This is a genomic window from Xanthomonas sp. GW (genome assembly GCF_014236815.1).
Lineage (GTDB): Bacteria > Pseudomonadota > Gammaproteobacteria > Xanthomonadales > Xanthomonadaceae > Xanthomonas_A.
Window position 1 is genome coordinate 1,166,969 of record NZ_CP051189.1, and the last position, 21,486, is coordinate 1,188,454.

General features: G+C 69.1%; 18 protein-coding genes. 15 read left to right on the forward strand and 3 right to left on the reverse strand.

What is annotated here, in order from left to right:
* The first annotated feature begins 24 nt into the window (after positions 1-24).
* The 3 genes from HEP73_RS04940 (at position 25) to HEP73_RS04950 (ending at position 2,947) form a co-directional block, all read left to right on the forward strand.
* Entirely contained in the window at positions 25-963 is a 939-nt protein-coding gene (locus tag HEP73_RS04940) for a nucleoside hydrolase (protein WP_185822341.1), read from the forward strand.
* Between the two features lie 162 nt (positions 964-1,125).
* Positions 1,126-1,368, forward strand: coding sequence for a type B 50S ribosomal protein L31 (locus tag HEP73_RS04945; protein ID WP_046977672.1), 243 nt, complete (start codon positions 1,126-1,128; stop codon positions 1,366-1,368).
* A 289-nt stretch (positions 1,369-1,657) separates the two neighbouring features.
* Complete coding sequence (locus HEP73_RS04950) at positions 1,658-2,947, forward strand: citrate synthase (RefSeq protein WP_185815393.1); 1,290 nt, start codon at positions 1,658-1,660, stop codon at positions 2,945-2,947.
* Positions 2,948-3,324: 377 nt separating this feature from the next.
* On the opposite strand, the gene HEP73_RS04955 is transcribed toward HEP73_RS04950, so the two are convergent.
* The 3 genes from HEP73_RS04955 to HEP73_RS04965 all read right to left on the reverse strand — a co-directional run bounded on the left by HEP73_RS04955 (position 3,325) and on the right by HEP73_RS04965 (position 7,495).
* Positions 3,325-4,143 (reverse strand): DMP19 family protein, encoded by an 819-nt coding sequence (locus HEP73_RS04955; RefSeq protein ID WP_185822342.1) that lies wholly within the window; start codon positions 4,141-4,143, stop codon positions 3,325-3,327.
* A 64-nt stretch (positions 4,144-4,207) separates the two neighbouring features.
* Positions 4,208-4,855, reverse strand: a complete 648-nt coding sequence (locus HEP73_RS04960) for a hypothetical protein (RefSeq protein ID WP_179566916.1) — start codon at positions 4,853-4,855, stop codon at positions 4,208-4,210.
* Positions 4,856-5,065: 210 nt separating this feature from the next.
* A complete protein-coding gene (locus tag HEP73_RS04965; protein ID WP_185822343.1) occupies positions 5,066-7,495 on the reverse strand; it encodes a penicillin-binding protein 1A in 2,430 nt (809 codons plus the stop codon).
* 217 nt (positions 7,496-7,712) lie between these two features.
* On the opposite strand from HEP73_RS04965, the gene HEP73_RS04970 reads away from it, so the two are divergent.
* The 12 genes from HEP73_RS04970 (at position 7,713) to HEP73_RS05025 (ending at position 21,398) form a co-directional block, all read left to right on the forward strand.
* Positions 7,713-8,771, forward strand: a complete 1,059-nt coding sequence (locus HEP73_RS04970) for a pilus assembly protein PilM (protein ID WP_343203498.1) — start codon at positions 7,713-7,715, stop codon at positions 8,769-8,771.
* A complete protein-coding gene (locus tag HEP73_RS04975; protein WP_185822344.1) occupies positions 8,771-9,541 on the forward strand; it encodes a PilN domain-containing protein in 771 nt (256 codons plus the stop codon). Before HEP73_RS04970 ends, HEP73_RS04975 begins: the two co-directional genes overlap by 1 nt.
* A complete protein-coding gene (locus HEP73_RS04980; protein WP_185815399.1) occupies positions 9,538-10,212 on the forward strand; it encodes a type IV pilus inner membrane component PilO in 675 nt (224 codons plus the stop codon). Before HEP73_RS04975 ends, HEP73_RS04980 begins: the two co-directional genes overlap by 4 nt.
* Complete coding sequence (locus tag HEP73_RS04985; protein ID WP_185822345.1) at positions 10,209-10,748, forward strand: pilus assembly protein PilP; 540 nt, start codon at positions 10,209-10,211, stop codon at positions 10,746-10,748. The genes HEP73_RS04980 and HEP73_RS04985 overlap by 4 nt, the downstream gene beginning before the upstream one ends.
* 20 nt (positions 10,749-10,768) lie before the next feature.
* Positions 10,769-12,661, forward strand: coding sequence for a type IV pilus secretin PilQ (locus HEP73_RS04990; protein WP_185822346.1), 1,893 nt, complete (start codon positions 10,769-10,771; stop codon positions 12,659-12,661).
* A 177-nt stretch (positions 12,662-12,838) separates the two neighbouring features.
* Complete coding sequence (locus HEP73_RS04995) at positions 12,839-13,858, forward strand: AAA family ATPase (RefSeq protein ID WP_185822347.1); 1,020 nt, start codon at positions 12,839-12,841, stop codon at positions 13,856-13,858.
* Between the two features lie 122 nt (positions 13,859-13,980).
* Complete coding sequence (locus HEP73_RS05000; RefSeq protein WP_185822348.1) at positions 13,981-14,910, forward strand: DUF58 domain-containing protein; 930 nt, start codon at positions 13,981-13,983, stop codon at positions 14,908-14,910.
* Positions 14,907-15,362 (forward strand): DUF4381 family protein, encoded by a 456-nt coding sequence (locus tag HEP73_RS05005; RefSeq protein ID WP_185822349.1) that lies wholly within the window; start codon positions 14,907-14,909, stop codon positions 15,360-15,362. Before HEP73_RS05000 ends, HEP73_RS05005 begins: the two co-directional genes overlap by 4 nt.
* Positions 15,359-16,390: a vWA domain-containing protein gene (locus HEP73_RS05010; protein ID WP_053841925.1), complete on the forward strand. Its 1,032-nt coding sequence runs from the start codon at positions 15,359-15,361 to the stop codon at positions 16,388-16,390. The genes HEP73_RS05005 and HEP73_RS05010 overlap by 4 nt, the downstream gene beginning before the upstream one ends.
* The gene (locus HEP73_RS05015) at positions 16,387-18,201 is read left to right on the forward strand and encodes a vWA domain-containing protein (protein ID WP_185822350.1); all 1,815 of its coding nucleotides are present in this window, start codon (positions 16,387-16,389) and stop codon (positions 18,199-18,201) included. Before HEP73_RS05010 ends, HEP73_RS05015 begins: the two co-directional genes overlap by 4 nt.
* 41 nt (positions 18,202-18,242) lie before the next feature.
* Positions 18,243-19,967: a BatD family protein gene (locus HEP73_RS05020; RefSeq protein ID WP_185823303.1), complete on the forward strand. Its 1,725-nt coding sequence runs from the start codon at positions 18,243-18,245 to the stop codon at positions 19,965-19,967.
* Positions 19,968-20,084: 117 nt separating this feature from the next.
* Positions 20,085-21,398: a dicarboxylate/amino acid:cation symporter gene (locus tag HEP73_RS05025; RefSeq protein WP_185822351.1), complete on the forward strand. Its 1,314-nt coding sequence runs from the start codon at positions 20,085-20,087 to the stop codon at positions 21,396-21,398.
* The last annotated feature ends 88 nt before the right edge of the window (positions 21,399-21,486 follow it).

Below are 21,486 nucleotides of genomic sequence, written 5' to 3' on the forward strand. Positions count from 1 at the left end.
GAACGGAATGACGAAGAATCACGCATGAGCGACAAGATTCCCCTGTTGATCGACACCGATCCCGGCGTGGACGATGCCCTGGCCCTGCTGATGGCCTTTGCCGACGAGCGCCACGCCGTGGTCGGCCTGACCATCGCCGCCGGCAACGTCGGCCTGCAGCACACCGTGCGCAATGCGCTGAAGCTGTGCGAAGTGGCCGGGCGCGAGGACGTGCCGGTGTTCGCCGGCTGCGCCGATCCGCTGCTGCATCCGGCGGTGGACGCCGCCCACGTGCACGGCCTGGACGGTTTCGGCGATGTCGGCCTGGCGCCGGCGGCGCGCGGCGCCGAGTCCGAGCATGCGGCGCTGGCGATCCTGCGCCTGTCGCACCAGTACGCCGGCGCGCTGCTGCTGGTCGCGCTCGGTCCGCTGACCAACATCGCGCTGGCGCTGAAGCTGGATCCGACCCTGCCGCAGCGGGTACGCCGCTTCGTGGTGATGGGCGGGGCGATCACCTGCCACGGCAACATCACCCCTGCCGCCGAGTTCAACATCGCCTTCGATCCGGAAGCGGCGCACATCGTGTTTTCCGGGTTCCCGCACATCGAGGTCGCCGACTGGGAGGCCACCGTCGCGCATGGCCTGCCGCACCGCGAGGTCGAACAGTGGCTGGCCGCGGACGCCGACAAGGCGCGCTTCTACGAGGAGATCTCGCGCAAGACCCGGTTGTGGTCGGAGGATTCGCGCGGCGAGCACTGGTATGCCGCCGATGCGCTGGCGATGGCCTGGGCGCTGCAGCCCGAGGGCGCGCTGGAGGTGCAGTCGCGGCCGCTGCAGGTCGAACTGGCCGGGGTCCACAGCCGCGGCGCCACCCTGGTCGACTGGAACCGTCAGCTGGGCCTGGCCGACAACGCGGCCATGCTGATCCGCTACGACCAGGCCCGTTTCCAGGCGCTGGCGCGCGCGGCGGTCGGCGCCGGTTGAGCCGGGCAGGGGCGGCGGCCCGGGCGCGGGCCGCCGTGGTCGGGGCCGCTGCGCCTAGGCCTTGGCGGCGGACGTGAATTCGGCGCAAGTTGTTCTTGCGTGCAGGCCGGGTGAGTTGCTATAGTTTCCCTCTTGTCCAGCAGCCCCCTACGGTGCGAGCCCATGAAGGCCGACATCCATCCCAAGTACCACAACGTCGTGTTTCACGACGTCACCTCCGATTTCAAGATCCTGACCCGTTCGACCATGTCCTCGAAGGACAAGGTCAAGTGGGAGGACGGCGAAGAATATCCGCTGGTCAAGGTCGAAATTTCCTCGGCTTCGCACCCGTTCTATACGGGCAAGCACAAGGTCATCGACACCAGCGGCCGCATCGACAAGTTCCAGAAGCGCTACGCGCGCTGATCGAGCGGTCGAAGTGATAAAGAAGGCCGCGCCCTGCGCGGCCTTCTTTTTTTGGCGTCCCCGATGCATCGATTCCCGACCGTGATGTCGGCGTAGATTCTCCCGTCCTGGCGACGGCGAGGATGCAACGCTGTGTCGCTGTCGCACCCTCGCTCTACGACTTCAGTACGAGCGACTACTCAAATGTTGCTGTGCGATAATGGCGCGATCCGTGGTAATTGCCGTGGACTTCCTTCACGCGTCTGTTCGCAAAGCACGGACAGGCGCCTTCCACTGAGGAGCGCACACTGTGTCCGATCTTGATCAGGTCACGCTGAATGCCGGCGACAAGTCGGTCGTTCTGCCGGTACTCAAACCCACCTTGGGCAACGATTGCGTCGACATTTCCAAGTTGACCAAAGAAACCGGTCTGTTCACCTACGACTCGGGCTTCACCGCGACCGCCAGCTGCAAGTCGGCGATCACCTACATCGACGGCGACAACGGCGTGCTGCTGTACCGCGGCTACCCGATCGAGCAGCTGGCCGAGAAGTCCAACTTCCTCGAAGTGGCCTACCTGCTGATGAACGGCGAGCTGCCCACCGCCGACGAATTCAAGACCTTCGACCACGAAGTGACGCATCACACGATGATGCACGAGTCGCTGAAGAACTTCCTCGGCGGCTTCCGCCACGACGCGCACCCGATGGCGATGATGGCCGGTACCGTGGCCTCGCTGTCGGCGTTCTACCACGACACGCTGGACCTCAACGATCCGGAACAGCGGCGCCTGGCCGCGATCCGCCTGATCGCCAAGGTGCCGACCATCGCCGCCGCGGCGCACCGTTATTCGATCGGCTGGCCGATCCGCTACCCGCGCAACAACCTCGGCTACGTCGACCGCTTCCTGCACATGATGTTCGAAGTGCCGAGCGAGCAGTTGGAGATGAATCCGGTCGTGGCCAAGGCGCTGGACCTGCTGTTCATCCTGCATGCCGACCACGAGCAGAACGCCTCGACCTCGACCGTGCGCCTGGTCGGTTCCACCGGCGCCAATCCATACGCGTCGGTCGCCGCGGGCATCACCGCGCTGTGGGGCCCGGCGCACGGCGGCGCCAACGAAGCCGTGCTGAAGATGCTGGAAGAGATCGGCACCGCCGACAACGTCGAGAGCGCCGTGGCCAAGGCCAAGGACAAGAACTCGAGCTTCCGTCTGATGGGCTTCGGCCACCGCGTCTACAAGAACTTCGATCCGCGCGCCAAGATCATCCGCGAGATGACCCACAAGGTGCTCGGCGAACTGGGCGTCAACGATCCGCTGCTGGAAGTGGCGCTGAAGCTGGAAGAGGCCGCGCTGAAGGACGACTACTTCGTGCAGCGCAAGCTGTACCCGAACGTCGACTTCTACTCGGGCATCATCTACAAGGCGCTGAACATTCCGGTGGAGATGTTCACCGTGATGTTCGCCATCGCGCGCACCGCGGGTTGGGTGTCGCATTGGCTGGAACAGCAGGTCGATCCGGAAATGAAGATCGGCCGTCCGCGCCAGATCTACACCGGCTACGACAAGCGCGACTACAAGGCCGACGGCCAGCGCTGATTGCGCTGCCGCTGCTCTGTCGCAATCGAACGCCCCGCTTCGCGGGGCGTTTTTTTATGGTGGCGGACCGCGATGCGTCGGTTTTTCCGGGGGCTCTCGTCGCGACGATGGCCTGAGGCCGCCCTGAGTCGCTCCCACAAGCATGTATGCATTCACCGCGCTGAAGCGCTTTTTATGTGGGAAGGGTTTCAGTCCCGACAGTATCTGCAGCCTGAAGGTCTGCCGCTTCGTTCGTCGCGGCTGAAGCCGCTCCTACAGAGACTCGCGGCCAACTCACTGGATGCACTGTGGGAGGGACTTCAGTCCCGACGCTTTTCTCGCAGCCGCGCCGCGACGCTGGCCGGATTCGGAATTCGAATTCAGTGCCGAGAAGCCCGCTAATGCTCGGCAGGCGCTTCGATCTGCGCCACCAGCGCATGGCTGTCGGCGTCGTGCATGCGCGCGATGCCGTCGAGGTCGAGCAGGTAGAAGTGGCCGCGGTCGGTCAGGAAATGCCAGGCCAGCACCTGGCTGCCGTTGTGTTGGTGGCTGGGGTCGCCGGCGGTGACGCGGTCCAGCGTGTGCCCGCTGTCGGCGCACAGGCGGCGGATCAGTTTCATGTAGCGCGGCTCGTTCTGCAGCGCCGCGGCGATGCGCTCGAGGCGATCGGGCAGGGCGGCGCCACGGCGCTGGACCTCGGCCTGCATCTCCTCGATCGACAGCACCACCAGCTGCGGATACGCGCGCAGCCAAGCCGAATTCAGGGCGATCAGGTCTTCGGCTTCGGCCAGCGCGAAGAACGCGTCGCTATGTCGGTCGAGCGCATCGCGCGCCGGGTTGTCGCCGAAGTAGTCGCCATCCATGAACGCCTGCAGCGTGTCCTCGTCCATCTGTTCGAGCAGCGCGCGGCTGGCCGCGTACAGCGCCGCATGCCGGGTTGCCCGCATCGCCAGCAATCCGCGCCCGACCTGGTCCAGCACCAGCGGATCGGCGTTGCAGTTGTAGACGAACTGGGCGAAGCCGCCGTTTTCCACCTGCGCCACGTAGAAGTCGACGTAGTAGCTGCACATCGCATCGGCGGCGATCTCGTGCGGACGCAGCCATTGGTCGAGCTGGGCGTTGATGAAGCTGATGTTGGACTGGATCGGCGCGTACGCGTCGTCGCTGGCGAGACTGTTGCGCGAGACGACGATGGCGTCGGGCGGAATGGCGGGCATGCAGCGGGGTCCGTTGGCGGAAAGGAAAAGGAATCGGTGCGCCGGGCGCGGCGCGCGCGGGCGCTCAGCGGCGCTGCTGGTAGTCGGCGATGTCCTGCTCGGTCAGCAGCTGTCGCAGCTGGCTTTCCGAGGCGCGCCGCATCGGCTTCTCGTCGACCTGCGACAGCGGCGCCTGGCGCAGCGCGTCGTAGGGCAGCACGGTCAGGTCGAAGGTCAGCTCTTCGGCGGCGAACAGCCACACCGGGAAGTCCTCGCTGCGTTCGCGGTCCAGGCGCAGCCGGCGCGTGCGCGATTCGGCCGGGATCCGGTGTTCTTCGAGGAAGCGCGCCACCGCGTCGGCGTCGTCGCTGTGCAGGTGCAACTGCACTGGGCTGTTGGCATCGGCGGTGCCGTCGTGCACCGGGCCGACCAGGCGCGGCGCGAAGCCGTGCAGGAAGTCCATCGCGCGCAACGCGGCCTCGCGGCGCAGGCGCAGGCCGCCGGCGTGGTCGGGCCCGGCGAACAGGCGCTGGTACTCGCGCAGCGCATCCTCGATCTCGCGGTTGCGCGGCAGCGAGGCGTCGTCGTGGATGCCGAGCCGCTCGGCGGCCTTCAGCTTGGCCTGGTGGAAGTCGCGGATGCCGCCTTCTGCCATCAGCCGGGCGGCTTCGTGGGCCAGCCGGCGGCGGCGTTCGTGCGTGCGGGTCTGGGCATGTTGCCGAGCGTGGTGCATGGGGCCGCCTCCCTCAAAGCCTGCCCCGACTGTACAACAGGGCGGTGACATCGGCATGCAGCGCGATCGACGCGCCGGACAGCCGCTGCAGTCCGCTCGACCGACCTCGGCGAAGCGGCATCCGCCCCGTGGCGATCCCGCCAGCCATCGCCGCCTCGGCACCGGGACCCGCCGCGTCCCGAGTCCCCGGTCCCGAGTCCCGAACGTCGATCAGAAAATATCGAACGCCGCGTCGTCGGTCTTCTGGTCCTGCAGGCCGTAGTCGAACTCCTGGATGCGATCCATGTCCTCGACCTTGACCCACTCCGTGGCACCGTTGAGCGTGGCCTGGACCATGCCTGCCGGCGGATCGTTGCTGGCGATCGGCTTGTCCTTCAGCGCCACGCGCATGTAGTCGATCCAGATCGGCAGCGCCGCCTTGCCGCCGTACTCGCGGTAGCCGAGCGAACGGAAATCGTCGCGGCCGACCCACACGGTGGTCACGTACGGGCCGCCGAAGCCGGAGAACCAGGCGTCGCGGTGGTCGTTGGTGGAGCCGGTCTTGCCGCCGATGTCCGCGCGCCCCAGTACCTTGGCCGGCGTGCCGGTACCGCGCTGGACCACGTCGCGCATCATCGAGACCAACTGATAGGCGGTGCGCTCGTCGATCGCGCGCGGCGCCACCTTGGCTTCGGGGTCGGTCGCCGGCGCGGTCTCGGCCGGAGCCGCTGCGGCGGTGGCCGCAGGCTTGGGTGCCGGCGGCGGCGCCGCGCTGCCGAAGTTGAAGCCGTCGACGACCTGGCTGGCCGGAGTGGCGCTGCCGCCGACGCTGCCGCAGCTGCGGCAGGCGGTGGGCGGATGCTCCTGGAACAGCACGTTGCCGTCGCGGTCGGTGACCTTGTCGATGATCCAGGTGTCCACCCGCGAGCCGCCGTTGGCGAACACCGCATAGCCGCGCGCCACCGACAGCGGGGTCAGCGAGGCGGTGCCCAGCGACATCGACAGGTTGGGCGGCAGCTCGGCCTCCTGGAAGCCGAACTGGCTGATGTACTTGCGCGCGAAGTCCACGCCGATGCTGTCGAGCAGGCGCACCGAGACCAGGTTGCGCGACTGCACCAGCGCCTCGCGCAGGCGCATCGGGCCGCGGAAGCCGCCGCCGTCGTTCTGCGGCGACCAGGTCTTGCCGCGTCGGTCGCGGAACACCACCGGCGCGTCGAGCACGATCGAGGCCGGATTGAAGCCCTTCTCGAACGCGGCCGCATACAGGAACGGCTTGAAGCTGGAACCCGGCTGGCGCCGCGCCTGGGTGGCGCGGTTGAACTTGTTGCCGGCATAGCTGAAGCCGCCGACCAGGGCGCGCAGCGCGCCGTTGTTGGCGTCCAGCGAGACCAGCGCCGACTGCCCGCGCGGCAGCTGGGTGATTTCCCATTCGCCGGGTTTATCGTCGGCCTGGATCCGCACCAGGTCGCCGCGCTTGAGCAGGGTGGCGGGGCTGCGCCCGGTCCAGCGGCTGGACGCGACCGGCAGCACCAGTTCGCTCTTGTTGGCCAGCACCACCGTGGCGCTGCCGTCGCTGCCGGTGGCGGCGACGATGCTCGGCAGCATCCCGCCCTGCGCGTTAATGCCGGCCAGGTGGCTGGCCAGCGCGGCCGCGTCGGCATCGGCGGCGACGTCGAAATGCTTCTCCACGCCATTCCAGCCATGGCGGCGGTCGTAGATCACCAGGCCCTGGCGCACCGCATGGTTGGCCGCGGCCTGCAGCTCGGGGTCGATGGTGGTGGTGACGTGGTAGCCCTTGTCGAGCACGTCGCCGCCGAAGCGGGCGATCATTTCCTGGCGCACCAGTTCGGCCACGTAGGGCGACTCGACCTCGACCGGGCGCTCGTGCGGGGTCGCATGCATCGGGACTGCCTTGGCCGCGTCGGCCTCGGCCTGGGTGACGAAGCCCAGCGCGGCCATGCGGCTGAGCACGTAGTTGTCCCGGCGCTGCTTGGCGCGCTCGGGGTTGCTGATCGGGTTGCCGCTGGAGGGGAACTTGGGAATGCTGGACAGCGAGGCCATCTCGTCCAGGCTCAGTTCGTTGAGCTTCTTGCCGTAGTAGTACTCGGCCGCGGCGGCGACGCCGTAGGCGCGGTTGCCGAAGAAGCTCTTGTTGAGGTACAGCTCGAAGATCTCGTCCTTGCTCAGCTCGGCCTCGATCTTGCGCGCCAGCAGGATCTCGGCCAGCTTGCGGGTATAGCTGTATTCGGAGCTCAGGAAGAACTGACGGGCGACCTGCTGGGTGATGGTCGAACCGCCCGGCACGCGCTTGTCGCTGGTGGTGGCCAGCAGCCACACCGCGCGGGCGATGCCTTTGTAGTCGACCCCGCCGTGCTGGTAGAAACGGGCGTCCTCGGTGGCCAGGAACGCCTGCTTCAGCCGTTCCGGCACGTCCTTCATGGTGATCGGATAGCGCCGGGTCTCGCCGAACAGGGCCATCAGCTTGCCATCGCTGGCATAGACGTACATGGGCTCCTGCAGCTCCACCTGACGCAGCGTCTGCACGTCGGGAAGCTTGGAGGAAACGACGTAATACAGCCCGCCGGCGGCGGCTGCTCCGATCAGGGCGAGGACGACGAACGTGACCAGCGCCCAGCGCAGCCAACGACGAAAACGGGGCATCGAGAGAGATTCCGATTGCAGATTTCTTGGGCGCAGAGTATAGAGTACGCCGGGGAAAGGCTGGGGCCGATTCCGGGGATGCGACCGGTTTGCTGCCATGGGATACGTTGTGACGTAGGTCGCGACATGTCTGCGGCGGTTGCCATTTGCAAAAAATTTGTTATTAATGCGTGGGCGCAGCATTGCCGTCCAAGTGCCCGTCGGCAGGGGAAAATCCGTGGGGCTTATTCCAAAGAGTCAGCAACCGCTGATCGGTATCGACATCAGTTCGACCGCGGTCAAGCTGTTGCAGCTGTCCCGTAGCGGCAACCGGTTCCGCGTAGAGCACTACGCCGTGGAACCCTTGCCGCCCAACGCCGTGGTCGAGAAGAACATCGTCGAGGTCGAGGCCGTGGGCGAGGCGATCCGCCGCGCCGTGACCCGTTCCGGCACCCGCGCCAAGCATGCCGCCGCGGCGGTGGCCGGCTCGGCGGTGATCACCAAGCTGATCCCGATGCCGGCCGAGCTCGACGAGAACGAGCTGGAAGCGCAGGTCGAGCTGGAGGCGGTCAACTACATCCCGTACCCGATCGACGAAGTGAACCTGGATTTCGAGGTGCTGGGGATCATCCCCAACAATCCGGAAATGGTGCAGGTGCTGCTGGCCGCATCGCGCTCGGAGAACGTCGAGCTGCGCCAGTCGGCGCTGGAGCTCGGCGGCCTGGTCGCCAAGGTCATGGACGTGGAGGCCTTCGCGGTCGAGAACGCGTTCGCGTTGGTCGCCAGCGAGCTGCCGGTGGCGGCCGACGGCGTCGTCGCCCTGGTCGACATCGGCGCCACCATGACCACGCTCAACGTGCTGCGCGGCGGACGCAGCCTGTACAGCCGCGAACAGGTGTTCGGCGGCAAGCAGCTGACCGACGAAGTGATGCGCCGCTACGGCCTGACCTACGAGGAAGCCGGCATGGCCAAGCGCCAGGGCGGGCTGCCGGAAAGCTACGAGATCGAGGTGCTGGAGCCGTTCAAGGAAGCCACGGTGCAGCAGATCAGCCGCCTGCTGCAGTTTTTCTACGCCGGTAGCGAATTCAATCGGGTCGACCATATCGTGCTGGCCGGCGGTTGCGCGGCGCTGGCCGGGCTGCCGGAGATGGTCGAGGAACAATTGGGAGTGGCGACCGTGGTCGCCAACCCGCTGGCGCAGATGACCCTGGGGCCGAAGGTCCAGGCGCATGCGCTGGCCCAGGACGCACCGGCGCTGATGATCGCCACCGGCCTGGCTCTGAGGAGCTTCGACTGATGGCAAAAATCAATCTGCTGCCCTGGCGGGCGGAGCGGCGCAAGCAGCGCGAGCGCGAGTTCTACGCGATGCTGGGCTTCGCCGCGCTGGCCGGCGTGCTGCTGGCGCTGCTGATCTGGTTCTACTACGACCGCCAGATCACCGGGCAGAACGAGCGCAATGCCTACCTGCAGACCGAGATCGACAAGGTCAAGGCGCAGAACAAGGAAATCGACAAGCTCGACGAGCAGAAGCGGCGCCTGCTGGCGCGCAAGCGGGTCATCGAGGAACTGCAGGCCAAGCGCTCGCAGATGGTGCACCTGTTCGATTCGCTGGTGCGCACGATCCCCGACGGCGTGGTGCTGACCGCGGTCAAGCAGGAAGGCGACATCCTGACCCTGGAAGGGCGCTCGCAATCCAATGCACGGGTCAGCGCCTACATGCGCAACCTCGAGGGCTCGGGCTGGATGACCAATCCGGAGCTGTCGGTGATCGAAGCCAAGGCGCAGGAGAAGGAGGTCAAGGGGCCGATCGTCGACGCCAAGGCCTTGCCGTACGTGTTCACCCTCAAGGTCAAGCTGCCGGTACCGGGCGATGCCGCGGACGCCATGCCTGACGCTGCCGCGCCGGTGCCAGGCGCGCCTGCCGCAGCTCCGGCTCCGGGCGCCGCCGCCGCGCCGGCGCCCGCTGCCGTTCCCGCGCCTGCTGCACCGACCGCACCCGCGACGCCGCCGGCCGCCGCGCCGGCGACGCCAGCTGCCACGCCAGCGCAACAGGGACCGGCGTCATGAGCAAGAAATTCAACGTAAAAGACCTGGACTTCAACAATCTCGGCAACTGGCCGCAGCAGGCCAAGATCGGCTTCTGCGTGCTGGTCACGCTGTTCATCCTGATCCTGTCCTGGTTCCTGCTGCTCAGCGACAAGCGCGACGAGCTGGGAACGTTGGAGCAGAAGGAAACCGAACTGCGCGCTTCGTTCGAGAAGGAGCAGAGCCGTGCGGTCAATCTCGAGCCGCTGAGGCAGCAGCTGGCGCAGATGGAGCAGGTGCTGCAACAGATGCTGCGGCAGCTGCCGAGCAAGACCGAAATGCCGGACCTGATCATCGACATATCGCAGACAGCGTTGTCCAGCGGCCTGGCCAACGAACTGTTCCAGCCGGGCCCGGAGTCGCCGAAGGAGTTCTACGCGGAGAAGCCGATCGCGCTGCGCATGGTCGGCAGCTATCACCAGTTCGGCGCCTTCGTCAGCGGCGTGGCGTCGCTGCCGCGGGTGGTGATCCTGACCATGCACGACATCAATCTCAAGCCCAAGGACAAGAAGGTCGGCATCACCGCGCGCGGCGAGCTGGAGCTGTCCGGCACGGTCAAGACCTACCGCTACCTGGACGACAAGGAGATGGCGGATCAGGAAAAGGCGGCGGCTGCGGCGAAGAAGGGTTCCAAGCAAGGCGGTGGCGCATGAAGCGGCGGACCAGGGCATTCAAGTGCTTGGCGGGGCTGGCGCTGGTGGCGCTGCTCGGCGGTTGTGGTCGCGGCGTGACCAGCACTCCGGGCGATGCACCGAACCTGGAGAACTGGGTCAAGGAAGTGCGCGCGCGGCCGGCGCAGCCGCTGGAGCCGCTGCCGGTGATGCAGCAGTTCGAGACCTTCGAATATGCGGCGCAGGGCCTGCGCGATCCGTTCAGCGATGCCTGGACGAGTCCGGACGGCAACAACGGGCTGCGCCCGGATCCTAACCGGCGCAAGGAACCCCTTGAGCAGTTCCCGCTGGACGGCCTGAAGATGGTCGGCACGCTGGGCAACGGCGCGGGCCTGGTGGCGCTGGTGATGGCGCCGGACAAGGTGACGTATCGGGTCCGTCCCGGCATCTACATGGGGCAGAGCGATGGCCGCGTGACCGGGGTGCACGAGGATCGCATCGATTTGATTGAACTGGTGCCGGATGGCGCTGGCGGTTGGCTGGAACGTCCGGCTGCCGTGGCGCTGGACGATCAATGATTGATTATGGGGATAGCACGATGACTTTTTCCAAAGCCCTGAGCCTGCGTCCCATCCGGCGCCACGCGACGGTGCGGCTACGCGCATTGGGGTTGGCGGCGCTGCTGGGGAGTTCGGCCGCGATGGGCGCGGCGCTGGCGGCGACGCCTGCGGCGGGTCCGGCGCAGGCGACAGCGCAGGCACCGGCCAAGCTCACGGTGTCGAAGATCGACTTCAAGCGCGGCGACGGCGATGCGGGGCGGCTGATCCTGCACTTCAGTGGCGCTGGCGCCAGTCCCGACCTGCGCACCCAGGGCAACACCGTGGTGGTCGATGTCGGCAACGCCGCGTTGCCGGCGGAGTTGCAGCATCCGCTCAACGTCACCGATTTCGCCACCCCGGTACAGCGCATCGACGCCAAGCCGTACGCCGGCGGCGCGCAGCTGGTGCTCAGCACCAATGGCGCGTTCGAGTCGATGGCCTACCAGTCCGGGAACGAGTACGTGGTGGAGATTTCGCCGCGGACCTCGGCGCCGGCGGTGGGCGCGGTCAGCGCGGCCACGGTCAGCCAGGCGGCGGCGCAGGTCGCCGCGCGCGGCTATAGCGGCCGCCCGGTGACGTTCAACTTCCAGGACGTGCCGGTGCGCACCGTGCTGCAGCTGATCGCCGAGGAATCCAACCTCAACATCGTCGCCTCCGACACCGTGCAGGGCAGCGTCACTCTGCGCCTGGTCAACGTGCCGTGGGACCAGGCGCTGGACATCGTGCTGCGCGCCAAAGGCCTGGACAAGCGCCGCGACGGCGCCGTGGTCTGGGTCGCGCCGCAGCAGGAACTGGCCAAGTTCGAGCAGGACAAGGAAGACGCGCGGATCGCGATCGAGAACCGCGAGGACCTGAGCACCGACTACATCCAGATCAACTACCACAGCGCCAGCACGATCTTCAAAGCGCTGACCGAGGCCAAGGGGATCGGCGGCGGCTCCGGTGGCGGTGGTGGCGGTAGCGGCCAGACCGACAATGGCTTCCTGTCGCCGCGCGGGCGCATCGTGGCCGACGAGCGCACCAACACGCTGATGATCAGCGACATCCCGAAGAAGATCGCGCAGATGCGCGAGCTGATCAACGTGATCGACCGGCCGGTCGACCAGGTACTGATCGAGGGCCGCATCGTCATCGCCACCGACACCTTCGCCCGCGATCTAGGCGCCAAGTTCGGCATCGGCGGCACCCATACCTACGGCGACAACACCGCGACCGTCGGCAGCGGGGCGGCGGGCGGCGGCAGTGCGGCCACGCGCGGGCTCAACGTCGATCTGGGCGGTCCCAGCCTCACCAGTGCGACGACCTTGCCGAGCCTGGCCTATACGCTGCTCGGATCCAACTTCAATCTGGATCTGGAGCTGTCGGCGCTGCAGGAAGAGGGCCGTGGCGAAGTGATCTCCAACCCGCGCATCGTCACCTCCAACCAGCGCGAAGCGGTGATCAAGCAAGGCAAGGAAATCGCCTATGTCAGCATTACCGGCGGCACGGGCGGGACCGCGGCGACGCCGAACGTGCAGTTCAAGGAAGTGCTGCTGGAGCTGAAGGTCACCCCGACCATCACCGACGACAATCGCGTCTTCTTGAACATGAATGTGAAAAAGGACGAAATCGAGCGCTTCGTGATCCTGGAAAACTACGGCACGGTCCCGGAAATCAACCGCCGCGAGATCAATACCGCGGTTCTGGTGGACGACGGCCAGACCGTGGTGATCGGCGGCGTGTACGAGTTCACCGACCGCAACAGCATTTCCAAGGTGCCGTTCCTGGGCGATATCCCGTTCCTGGGCAATCTGTTCAAGAAGCGCGGCCGCAGCAAGAGCAAGGCCGAGCTGCTGATCTTCGTGACCCCGAAGGTGATGCGCGTGGCCAAGCGCGCGCCTGCGGCCGGCTGACGCGCCGGCCTTGCCGAACGACGGCGCACAGGCCAGCATCGCGGCGGTATCGAGACGGGAGAAGCATCTGCTTCTCCCGTCCTCGTTTGTGCCGGCGGATGAGGCAAATCTGAATTTGCGGCCGATTGTTGCGCTGGACGCAGAACCATTTCACCGCCGATGGGTCAAACTCGGCACATGAACACCACGCCCTCCAGCTTCGATCCCACTCCCGCCGCGCCCGAGCAGCAGCGCCTGCACGCGGCGTTCCTTGCCCTGCGCGACGGCCTGTCCGAAACCATCGTCGGCCAGTCCGCGTTGGTGGAGCGCTTGCTGATCGCGCTGCTCGCCGATGGACACCTGCTGGTCGAAGGCGCGCCGGGCCTTGCCAAGACCACCGCGATCCGCGCGCTGGCCGCGCGGCTGGAAGCGGACTTCGCCCGTGTCCAGTTCACCCCGGACCTGTTGCCGGCCGACCTGACCGGGACCGAGGTATGGCGTCCGCAGGAAAGCCGCTTCGAGTTCCTGCCCGGGCCGATCTTCCATCCGATCCTGCTCGCCGACGAGATCAACCGCGCGCCGGCCAAGGTGCAGTCGGCGTTGCTGGAAGCCATGGGCGAGCGCCAGGTCACCGTCGGCCGGCACACCTATGCGCTGCCGAAACTGTTCCTGGTGATGGCGACGCAGAACCCGATCGAGCAGGAAGGCACGTTCCCGCTGCCGGAAGCGCAGCTGGACCGGTTCCTGATGCACGTGCGGATCGGCTATCCGGAGGCTGCCGCCGAGGCCGAGATCCTGCGCCTGGCGCGGGAGCGCGCGCGCGAAACCCTGGATCACGGCGAGGCGCCGCCGCCGCGGATGCCACTGGACGACGTGTTCGCCGCGCGCCGTGCAGTGCTGTCGCTGCATATGGCGCCGCCGCTGGAGCGCTATCTGATCGAACTGGTGCTGGCCTCGCGCGACGCCAGCGGCTACGACCCGGCATTGGCGCGGCGCATCGCCTGGGGCGCGAGCCCGCGCGGCTCGATCGCGCTGGAGCGTTGCGCGCGCGCACGTGCCTGGCTGGCGGGACGCGATTTCGTGACCCCGGACGACGTGCGTGCGGTGGCGCCTGACGTGTTGCGCCATCGCGTGTTGCCCAGCTACGAGGCCACCGCCGAGGGCTGGGACGGCGATCGTCTGGTCGCCGCGCTGCTGGACAAGGTGCCGCCGCCTTGAGCGGGCGGCAGGGCGAATCCGGGCGGCCGCAGCGCCGCAGCACAGCGGCGCATCGCGCCGCCGTGCGGCCAGCGCGCGGCAGCGTGGCGCAGGCGAGGTAAGCGACGATGGCGGTGCAGGTGATGCCTCCGCAGACGCCACGCGCCGATGCCGCGACCGGCGCGGACGGCGTGCGGCCGACCCTGGCCGAGCTGGTGGCGCTGCGCGCGGCAGTGGCGCGGGTGCCGCCGCCGCGGCGCGGGCGCCATGGCCTCAGCGGCAGTGCGCCGGCGGCGCTGCGCGGCCGCGGCATGGAGTACGCCGAGTCGCGCGAATACGTGGCCGGCGACGACGTGCGCCACATCGACTGGCGGCTCACCGCGCGCAGCGGGCGCACCCATACCAAGCTGTTCCAGGCCGAGCGCGAGCGGCTCAGCCTGATCGTGGCCGATACCGCGCCGACGCTGTATTTCGGCACCCGCGTGCGGTTCAAGTCGGTGCAGGCGGCGCGTGCGGGGGCGGTGGCGGCGTGGACCGCACAGCGCCAGGGCGACCGCCTGGCCGCCTTGCGCGGCAGCCGCAGCGAGGCGCCGGTACCGCCTGCGGCCGGGCCGCGCGGCGCATTGCGCGTGCTCGACGCGCTGGCGCGCTGGTACGCGCAACCGCCGCAGGACGATGCCGGCCTCGGCTTGGCGCTGGAACACGCGGCCAAGCTGCTGCGGCCGGGCTCGCGGCTGGTGGTGCTGGCCGATCCGGCCAGCGCGCATGCGATTCCGGCGGCGCGCTGGGCCGGGCTGGCGCTGCACAACGATGTGGTGCTGCTGCTGTTGGCCGACGCGCTGGAACTGCAGCCGCCGCGGGCGGCGTTGCCGTTCTGGGCCGGTGGGCGCCGGGTGGAAATCGATTTGCAGGCGGCCAGTGCGCAACAGCGCTGGCACGAACAATTCGTCGCGCCGCTGGAAACCCTGGCGGCCGAACTGCCCGGCCGCGGCGTGCAGGTGCGCGTGCTGCGCAGCGATGCGGCCAGCGAATCCTGGCTGCTGCCGGTGCCCGGCGGGAGCGCGCCGCGATGACGCCGCAACAGCTGCCGTTGCGCGATGTGCATCTGCCGCCGGCGCCGCCGTGGTGGCCGCCGGCGCCGGGCTGGTTGCTGCTCGGCGCAGGGCTGTTGTTGGCGCTGGGCATCGCGCTCGGCCTGTGGGCCTGGCGGCGCGCGCGCCTGCGCCGCTGGCAGCGCCAGTTCGATGCGGCGCTCGTTACCGGCGCTGCGCCGGCGCAAGTGGCCGCGGTGTCGGAACTGCTGCGCCGTGCGGCGCGGCGGCGCGACCCGGCCGCGGCCGCATTGCAGGGCGAGCCATGGCTGCGCTTCCTCGACGGCGGCAAGCGCCAGGACTTCTCTGCGGGACCGGGCCGCGTGCTGCTTGATGGCGGCTATCGGCGCGACCTGGAGCATGCGCAACTGCAGGCGCTGCTGCCGCTGGCGCGGCGCCGCTTCCTCGAGCTGATGGGCGGGCGCCGCGCATGATGGCGATGGGCACGCTCTCGCAGCACTGGCAAAACCTCAGCGATCTGCTCGCCGGATTCGCCTGGCCGTGGATGTGGCTGGCAATGCCGTTGCCGCTGCTGGCGCGCCTGCTGCTGCCGGCGCAGCGCGGCAGTGCGCCGGCCTTGCGCGTGCCGTATGGCGCGCAGCTGCAGGCGGTGGCGGCTGCGCCCGCGCGCGGCGGCCTGTGGCGGGTCGGCCTGTGGCTGACATGGCTGGCCTGGTTCTGCCTGTGCGGTGCGGCGGCGCGGCCGCTGCAACTGGGCGAGCCGATCTCGCCGCCGCAGCAGGCGCGGCAACTGATGCTGGCGGTGGATTTGTCCGGCAGCATGAGCGAGCCGGACATGACTCTGGGCGGGCGCGTGGTGGACCGGTTGACCGCGGCCAAGGCGGTGCTGGCCGACTTCCTCGACCGCCGCGACGGCGACCGTATCGGCCTGCTGGTGTTCGGCCAGCAGGCGTATGCGCTGACCCCGCTGACCGCCGACCTGGCGACGGTGCGCGATCAGTTGCGCGACAGCGTGGTCGGCCTGGCCGGACGCGAGACCGCGCTCGGCGACGCGATCGCGCTGTCGGTCAAGCGCCTGCGCGAGCAACCGCAGGGCGACCGGGTGCTGATCGTGCTGACCGATGGCGTCAACACCGCCGGCGTGCTGGAACCGAGCAAGGCGGCGGAACTGGCCAAGGCCGAACACGTGCGCGTCTACACCATCGCCTTCGGCGGTGCCGGCGGCTATTCGCTGTTCGGCTTGCCGATGCCCGGTGGCGGTGGCGACGACCAGGTCGACGAGGACACCTTGCGCAAGATCGCGCAGGACACCGGCGGGCGTTTTTTCCGCGCCCGCGACACCGAGCAACTGGTCTCGATCTATGCCGAGCTGGAGCGCCTGGAACCGGTGCGTTCGGCCGGTCCGGCGGTGCGCCCGCGGATCGAGCGTTATGCGTGGCCGCTGGGCGCGGCGCTGCTGTTGGGGCTGATCGCCTTCGTGTGGCCGTGGAGGCGGCAATGAACGCCGTGCTCGGCTTCCTGGAGGTGTTGCATCTGCTGCGTCCGCAGTGGCTGTGGGCGTTGGCGTTGCTGCCGGTGCTGGGCTGGAGCTGGCTGCGCCGGCGCAGGCGCAGCAACGTGTGGCGGCACGCGGTGGACGCGCACCTGCTGCCGCATCTGCTGGCGAAGGAGGACGGGCGGCAATCGCTGTCCGGGTTGTGGCTGGCCGCGCTCGGCTACGTGCTCGCGGTCGTGGCGTTGTCCGGGCCGAGCTGGCGCCAGGAACAGCAGCCGCTGTGGCAGTCGCGCACGCCGCTGGTGATCGCGCTGGATCTGTCGCCGCGGATCGAGGCCGGCGACCTGCCGCCGTCGCGATTGCTGCAGGCGCGCGCCAAGCTGGCGACGCTGCTGCGCGAGCGTGCCGGCGGCGAAGTCGCGTTGCTGGCCTACGCCGGCGAACCTTACACCGTCGCGCCGTTGACCGACGACGTGGCCAACGTCGCCCTGTTCCTGGACGCGCTGTCGCCGCAGGTGATGCCGGCGCCTGGACAGCGCACCGATCTGGCCATCGAGTGGGCGGCGCAGCTGCTGCGCCAGGCAGGGTTCACCCGCGGCGACATCCTGCTGCTCAGCGACCAGGCCGACGCGCAAGCGCAGCAGGCCGCGGCGCGCGCGGCCGGGCAGGGCTACCGGGTGTCGGTGCTGGGAGTGGGAACCGCGCAGGGCGCGGCCTATCGCGACGGCCAGGGCGGTGTCGGCCATGCGCAGCTGGATGCCGGTTCGCTGCAGGCGCTGGCGAGCGCCGGCAACGGCCGCTACGCCGCGCTGACGCCCACCGATGCCGATCTGCGCGGCCTGGGCGTGCTGCAACCGGCGCAGCAGCAGGACGCGACAGCCGCTGGCGAGCATAGCGGCCGGGTCTGGCTGGACCAGGGCTACTGGTTGCTGCCGCCGCTATTGCTGCTGGCCCTGTTCGCGTTCCGCCGCCGTGGTGGCGGCGCTGTGCTGCTGGTGTTGCTGCTGCCGTTGGCGATGCCGCTGCCGGCGCATGCGGCGGCGGCCGAGGCGGTCGCCGGCGATTGGTGGCGGCGCCCCGATCAGGTGCGCCAGCAGCGCCTGGATGCGGGCGTGCAGGCCTACCGCAAGGGCGATTTCGCCGCCGCGCAGCAACAGTTCGAAGGCATCGACAGCGATCAGGGCTGGTACAACCTGGGCAATGCATTGGCCCGCCAGGGCCGCTACGACGAGGCGATCGACGCCTACGACAAGGCGTTGCGGCAGCATCCGCAGATGGCCGATGCGATCGCCAACCGCGCCGCGGTCGATGCCGCGCGCAAGCGCCAGTCCGGGCAGAACGATTCCGCGCAGAACAAGCCGGGGCAGCAGGGCAAGGACCAATCGCAGCAGAACCAGAAGGGCCAATCGCAGCCGGGCGCCGGCGGCGCGCCCAAGGGCCAGGATCCGTCGCAGGCCAAGGCGCCGGCGCCGGCGGATGCGCAAGGCCAGCCGGGACAGAAGAACGCGCAGTCGCAGGCGGGGTCCAAGCAGAAGGACGCGTCGCCGCCGGGGCCACCGAAGCCGGGCGATGCGCAGGCGCAGCAGCAGGCCGACGCCGCGCAGCGCCAGCAGATGCAACAGGCGATGGCGCAGCAGGGCGCGGCAGGCAAGGAAGCGGCCGCACGCGCCGCCGCCGCTGCCGCGGAAACTCCGCAGCAGCGCGAACAGCGCCAGGCGGTGGAGGCGTGGCTGCGGCGGGTGCCGGACGATCCGGGCAACCTGCTGCGCGCCAAATTCAAGCTCGAACACGAACGCAGGCAGCGGGAAGGACCATGATCGAACGCAAGCAACGCCGCTGGCGCGGGGGCGTGTCCGCGATGCGGATGCGATCGGCACTGCTGATGGTATGGGCAGCGTTGCTGCTGACCGCGCTGGCGCTGCCGGCCGCGGCCGCCACCCGTGCCTGGCTGGACCGCGACAGCATCGGCGCCGGCGAGAGCGTCACCCTCAACATCGAGACCGACCAGGGCCTGGCGGCACCGGAGTACGCGCCGCTGCGCGCGCAGTTCGCGCTCAGCGACGAGGTCAACAGCCGGCAGATGCAGATGGTCAACGGCCAGGTCACCGCCAAGTCGCTGTTCGGCGTGGCGCTGACCCCACGCGACACCGGCACGATCGACATTCCGTCGTTGCGGGTGGGCAACGAGCGCACCGCGCCGCTGCGGCTGCAGGTCGCCGCGGCCGCGCCGGCGCCGGCCGGCAGCACCCGCGCCGGGGATCCGGCGCAACTCGGCAATGCCGACGTGTTCGTGCAGACCGTGGCCGACGACGCGCAGCCGTATGTGCAGCAGAGCGTCGGCGTGGTGGTGCGGCTGTACCTGGGCGTGCCGCTGACCTCGGGCGAACTGGACCTGGATCCGCCGGCCGGCGCCGCGCTGCAGCGCATCGGCGACGATGTGCAGAGCCGGCGCGAGATCGACGGACGCATGTTCACCATCGTCGAGCGCCGCTACCTGCTGGTACCCGAGCGCAGCGGGCCGTTGACGCTGCCCGGCGCGCGCTTCCGCGGCCGCGGCCCCAGCGGCTTCTTCGACGATTATTTCGGCCGCGGCGGCGACCTCAGCGCGCGCAGCGCGGCGCAGACCCTGCAGGTGCGCGCGCAACCGGCCAATGCGCCGCAGCCGTGGCTGCCGCTGCACGACCTGCGCCTGCGCTACACCGCCACGCCGCAGCGTGCGGCGGTGGGCGAGGCGGCCGACATCGTGGTCGAGGCCAGCGCGCGCGGCGCCACCCAGGCGCAGTTCCCGGAGCTGCCGACGCCGAGTGTCGATGGCGCGCAGGTGTTCGCCGAGCCGCCGCAGTTCGACGAGAAGTTCGTCGACGGCAGCCCGCAACTGAAGATTACCCGGCGCTACTCGATCGTGCCGCAAACCGCGGGGCCGTTGCGGGTCAGCGGGCTGCGGGTGCCGTGGTGGGACGTGGCGGCCGGCAGCGCGCGCGAGGCCAGCTTGCCCGATCTGGACCTGCAGGTGCTGCCCGGGCGTGCCGCACCCGCCGCGCCTGCGGCGCCGGCCAGCGCAGCGGCGCCGAGCGTGGCCGCGGCGCCGACCGACAACGCGGTGACGCCGACCCACGCAGTGTCCGGCTGGCTCGGGTCGTTGCCGCTGTGGATGGCGCTCGCCGCGCTGTTCGCGCTGCTGTGGCTGGCGACGCTGGTGTGGGCCTGGCGCCGCGGCCGCGGTGCGCCTGCGCCGGCAGGCGCGCACGCTGCGCCAGTTGCGTCGGACGCTGCGCCACGCGCGCGCTACGGCCTGCCCGACCTGCGCAAGGCGCTGGATGCCGGCGGCCTGGACGAGGTTGCCGCGATCCTGTGCGCGCAGGCCGGCGTCGCCGACCTCGATGCGCTGCTGACCCGCCTGGACGATCCGGCGCAGCGCGAAGCGGTGCTGCGCCTGCAACGCGCGCGCTGGGGTGGTGCCGGCGATGTGCCCGGCGCGCGCGCCGCGCTGCGCCAGGCGTTCTGGGCCGGGCCGCGTTGGCGCGATGCGCCGCGCAAGCACGGCAAGGACGAGTTGCCGCCGCTGTATCCGCGCGACGCGTAGGGACGTCGTCGCGGGCCCGAGCGGCACGTCCCGCAGCGCACGCGCCAGGTGTCGCGGGCTTGCGGCCCGCTGGTGCGGGTTTGTTAAGCTCGGCTTCCCTTCTGCAAGGCACACACCATGACCGACACCCCCGTGAAGGCCAAGACCGGCATGCCTTTGCATTGGAAAATGGCGATCGGCTTCGCTTTCGGGCTGGTGTTCGGCCTGGCCGTGCACATGAGCGTGGGCGGCGATGCGGCCTGGGTGCAGGCGTTGACCAAGTACCTGACCACGCCGTTGTCCAAGCTGTTCCTCAGCCTGATCTTCATGCTGATCGTGCCGCTGTTGTTCTCGGCGCTGGTGATGGGCATTTCCGAGATGGGCGACATCCGCGCGCTGGGCCGGATCGGCTGGAAGACGCTCGGCTATACGGTGGTGCTGTCCGGCATCGCGGTGCTGCTCGGGCTGGTGCTGGTCAACGTGCTCAAGCCCGGCACCGGCGTGGACCACGCACTGGCGCAGCAACTGCTGCAGCAGAACGCGGAGCGTGCCGCGCAGATCGTCGACCAGAGCAAGCAGCAGCCGCGCGGCATGGACATGCTGCTGGCGATCGTGCCCGACAACGTGGTCGCCGCCGCCTCCAGCAACGGCGCGATCCTGTCGCTGATGTTCTTCGCGGTGATGTTCGGCGTGGGCATGGTGCTCAGCGACGACGCCAAGGTGGCGACGCTGCGGCGCGGCATCGAGGGCGTGTTCGAGATCTCGATGACCCTGATCGGGCTGGTGATCCGCCTGGCGCCGTACGCGGTGGCCTGCTTCATGTTCAACCTGGCGGCGCTGTTCGGCTTCGAACTGTTGATCCGCCTCGGTGCCTACGTCGGCGTGGTGGTGCTGGCGCTGGGCCTGCACATGGTGGTGACCTACGGGCTGGCAGTGAAGTTGGCCGGGCGCTCGCCGCTGGCGTTCTTCCGCGCCACCCGCGAGGCCACGGTGATGGCGTTCTCCACCGCCTCCAGCAACGCCACCTTGCCCACCGCGCTGCGCGTGGCCGACGAGATGGGCCTGCCGAGCAAGGTGTCGCGCTTCGTGCTGACCGTCGGCGCCACCGCCAACCAGAACGGCACCGCGCTGTTCGAGGGCGTCACCGTGATCTTCCTCGCCCAGTTCTTCGGCGTGGAGTTGAGCATCGCGCAGCAGTTCATGGTGATGCTGGTGTGCATCCTTGGCGGCATCGGCACCGCCGGCGTGCCGTCCGGCTCGCTGCCGGTGGTGGCGCTGATCTGCGCGATGGTCGGGGTGGACCCGGTCGGCATCGGCATGATCCTGGGCGTCAACCATTTCCTGGACATGTGTCGCACGGCGCTGAACGTGACCGGCGATCTGGCGCTGACCACCCTGGTGGCGAAGGGCGAAGGCAACGACGCCGCGCCACGGGCGGCTGCAATCGGCTGATCGGCCTAATGCGGCGGCGTCCGAGGCCGCCGCCGCCGCGTGTCCAGGTCCGGTGACTGTCCTGCGCTCCGGGCTGTGGGACAATGGT